Here is a 3,574-nt window from a genome sequence, read left to right as displayed (position 1 = left end):
GCCCCGATGATGCACTTCCGCGAGGCCCAGCGGAAGCCTTCCACACTCGACGAATTCAAGGGGAACGTGTTCGCTGTGGAGACGGCCCCGTTCTGGGACGACGACTTGGAGGCGCTCGCTCAGCGCAGGGAAGAGCTCGAACACAAGTTAGAGCAGGAATTCAACAAGGACTCGAAACTAAGCCAGGAAGCGAAAGAAGCCGCGCGGAACAAGGCCATCGCGGCGCATTTCACTCCGGACGAGTTGAATCGCTTGACGGCCGGGGTATCCAATGGCGGCTATCACTACCTCGGAGCAGCGAAGATCTTAGCGCCGATTGGCGTGGCATTCGCCGAAGCAATTCTGTCCGTGGAGGACAACCCGCCCCAGCAAGCGGAAATGGCCGGCTACCTGCTCGTACCGCATGAGCAGGTGGACAAGACCTATAACGCTGGGTTTTCGATGTACGTGGCGGCATGGCCACTGTTGAAGAACTACCCCGGACAGGATTTTCAAAGCGGACTTTTCGGTACGTGGATGTTCGCGCAGTTCGATGGCCCCGAGCCCAAGGATCAGTACTCGGACATCGAAGGAGGACTCGGCTGGTGGCGGGACACCCGATTTGCCACCGAGACTCCCAAGTTCATCATGGGAGGCGTGGCGCTCAATTTCGTGGAGTGGGCCAACGGTCCCGGTGCAGGCAAGGGCCGTGACTGGTCGAATCCAGCCGGACACTATGCCATTGCGCAACTGAGCCCATGGGTGCTCTGGCCGCCGGACGGGCTCAACCTGAAACAGGGGACATCCGGCGAATTGTTCGGCTACGGGTATTTGCCGTTGCCGTTGACGTCTCCCAAGAAAACGACTGCCGCGAAGGACGTGCCGACAGGTGACCAGTGCTGGACTCTGTTTCTGAATACCGGCAATTTCAAAGGGCCTGTGACCTGCTTCCTCCCCTACTTTTGGTCGCGGCCGTCGGTCGAGCGCCCCAGCCTGGCCGGGCAGTTTCTCGACAGCCGGCCGTCCGAGCCGAACAAAGCGGTGCAGATGGAAACGCAGCATATCCCCGCCTTTATCTCGAACGACGCCAAAGGCGACACCTACGCCCGCGTCGCCCCCACACGTTTTCCGGCGATGGCGGATAGAGACGCTCCGCTTATCCACCGCATCACGGCCTACAAGAAGGCGGCTCTGTGGGACGACGTGCAAGCGTGGTTTGAAGGTGGAAAAGAGGCCTCCGGCGAGATTGACGCCGACGCATCCGCAGTCCACAACTTTAAGGACGGAGGCGGCGCGACCTGGGAAATCTATTTGCCGGACGCGCCGAACGAGAGCAAGGCGCCGCTCGCTTGGAGTTCGTTCGCCCGGCCGACCACGCTGGACGAGACCACGTACGGTTACAAGTGGGCGAAAGAGGCCGTCGCGAAGGACGGTTCACTCGTTACCTTGCCCGAATACTACCGACTGGAAAAAAACCAAGGCGGCCAGCCGAATTGGGTGGCGACCCATGGACAGGAAGTCCCCGCCGAAACCGGCCTGGCGAAGGCAGAATTCCCGAGACGACTCGGCGTTGAACGGATGCCGTACGTGACGCCTGATGAGGCGGAAAGCTGTTGGAAAAAGCCTGGTCCTGCGGCGGGGCCCTTCGAAGCGAAGTTGGGGGACGGGAGCGTCGTGACGTATTATTGGTACCGCTTCGCCGATCAGCCGGCGATGCTCAACGCCGACCTGACAACCGACGAGCGAGAAGCCGTTCAGAAACGGGTCGAATTACTTCACAAGCATTGGACGAAGGATCGCCACTACTTGCCCCCACCGACCGTCGGTAAGCTGGCCGACCTCGATCCGGCCGTCATCGTCACTCCACCCCAGGGCCTGGAGATCGGCTACGTCCCCATCGTCACGCGTCAGGCTGCTGCCGAATAGGGGCGCCTCTTGAGCTGAAACGAACCATGCCTTGTCAACGGTCGCGCATCGCTTCGCTACCGTGCCTGGTCAACGGTTGCCGCACACCAGGAACGATGCTGGTGGGAGCTACTGATGCAATTGCCCTAGAAAAGCGTCTGCCAACCGGTGGTGCTCGGCCATCCGTGCGCCGAGCTTTTCTTTCATTTTCACCATCACCGACATCCGCGGATTGGCCGCAAAGAACTTGCTATGCCGGTCGATAAACCTCCAGTAAAGCGCATCCCAAATGGCGCACCACGGGCCTTTCTTGAAGTCGCTCATCTTCAAGACGTACCCTGACCCACTGATGTAAGGTTTTGTCGTCATCAGTCCTCCGTCCGCGTACTGGCTCATGCCGTAAACATTGGGCACCATCACCCAGTCGTAAGCATCGATGAACATTTCCATAAACCACTGGTAGATCTCATCGGGGGCGATGTCGCAGAGCAGCAGAAAGTTGCCCAAGATCATCAACCGCTCGATATGGTGGCAATAGCCGCTGCGCAGCACCCGGCGGATCACCGTGTCCACGGGTTCGATGCCGGTCGTGGCGTCATAGAAGGCGGCGGGGATGCCGCGGGAGAATCCCCAGAAGTTACGGGTGCGTTGCTCGCGTCCATGAGTCAGGTACACGAGGCGAACAAATTCTCGCCAGCCGATGATCTGGCGGACGAAGCCTTCCAAAGAGTTGAGCGGAACGCGTTTACTACGCGCGAGCGCAGCGTCGACAACCTGGCGCGGTGAAAGCAGGCCGACGTTGAGCATCGGCGTCAACACGGAATGAAACAGAACGCCATGTTCCGCGCTGATGGCATCCTCGTAGTCGCCAAACGACGCCAGTCGCTCCTGAACGAATTCGTCGAGCCAGACCGCGGCCCCGGCATGGTCGATTGGGTAACCAAGTTCCGCGTCGGCCCCGATCGCAGTGGGAAAATTCGCACGTACATACTGCATCGCAGCCCTGACGGCTGCTCCAGCTTTCGTGTGAGGCGTCGTTGGGATGCGGACGCCCTTCGGCAACTTCTTGCGATTGTCCGGGTCGAAGCTCCATTGACCGCCGACTGGCTTGCCATCGTCATCCAGCAGTAGACCCAGCCGCTTCCGCTGAGCGATATAGAAACTGTTGAAAAAAAGTCGATCCTTGCCCACCGTGAAGTCGCGCACGACCGAGACAGGCGTGAGAAAGTGCGGGTCATCGAGCACCACCGCGGCGATCCCCTGCCGCTCGAGCGCCGTTGCCAGGCGGGTCGCTATCCAGTCGTCGCACGGATCAACATACTGCACGGAGCGAATGCCAAGTTCCTTCAGCACGGACGCAATGGCAGCGGTGTCCGTCAATTTGCTCGCTTCGATGTAGTGAACCTTTAGTTTCCGTTGCTGCAGCCCCGCCGCGAACTGCTTCATCGTAACGCGGTGGAAGATCAGCTTCTGGCGGTGGAAACGGTACTGACTGAACAGCAACGGTTCCTCGACCAGCACGACTTGCGAGGCGTTCACAAGCGCCGGGTGGTCTGCGAACAGTTGATGTGGATAGATCAGCGCGGCCTGCGTCATGAACCGTCGTCCTGAACGGTGTTGCGGAGCGGGAGTTGCTTCTCAGACGGAATCCCGATGTGCCGAAGAACACAATCGGCAGCGGCGACGCCGG

The 3,574-nt window shown here is 59.9% G+C and carries 2 protein-coding genes; one reads left to right on the top strand and one right to left on the bottom strand.

The genetic code is table 11. The features are described 5' to 3' along the window. Window positions 1–6 precede the first annotated feature (6 nt). Window positions 7–1,905 carry a hypothetical protein gene (locus tag SGJ19_20590; GenBank protein MDZ4782652.1) on the top strand — a complete coding sequence of 633 codons (1,899 nt, stop codon included), beginning with the start codon at window positions 7–9 and terminating at the stop codon, window positions 1,903–1,905. Window positions 1,906–2,013: 108 nt separating this feature from the next. Here SGJ19_20590 and SGJ19_20585 read toward each other — a convergent pair whose 3' ends face one another. Beyond that, window positions 2,014–3,480 (bottom strand): cryptochrome/photolyase family protein, encoded by a 1,467-nt coding sequence (locus tag SGJ19_20585; protein MDZ4782651.1) that lies wholly within the window; start codon window positions 3,478–3,480, stop codon window positions 2,014–2,016. Window positions 3,481–3,574 lie beyond the last annotated feature (94 nt).

Source organism: Planctomycetia bacterium (assembly GCA_034440135.1).
In the GTDB taxonomy this organism is placed as follows: domain Bacteria; phylum Planctomycetota; class Planctomycetia; order Pirellulales; family JALHLM01; genus JALHLM01.
Note: the sequence above shows the minus strand (reverse complement) of the source record. Positions and strands in the feature narration are given on the sequence as shown.

Bases quoted from the DNA above. Each gene is read 5' to 3' on its own strand.
- SGJ19_20590 (MDZ4782652.1), top strand. From the start codon at position 7: ATGATGCACTTCCGCGAGGCCCAGCGGAAGCCTTCCACACTCGACGAA.
- SGJ19_20585 (MDZ4782651.1), bottom strand. From the start codon at position 3,480: ATGACGCAGGCCGCGCTGATCTATCCACATCAACTGTTCGCAGACCAC.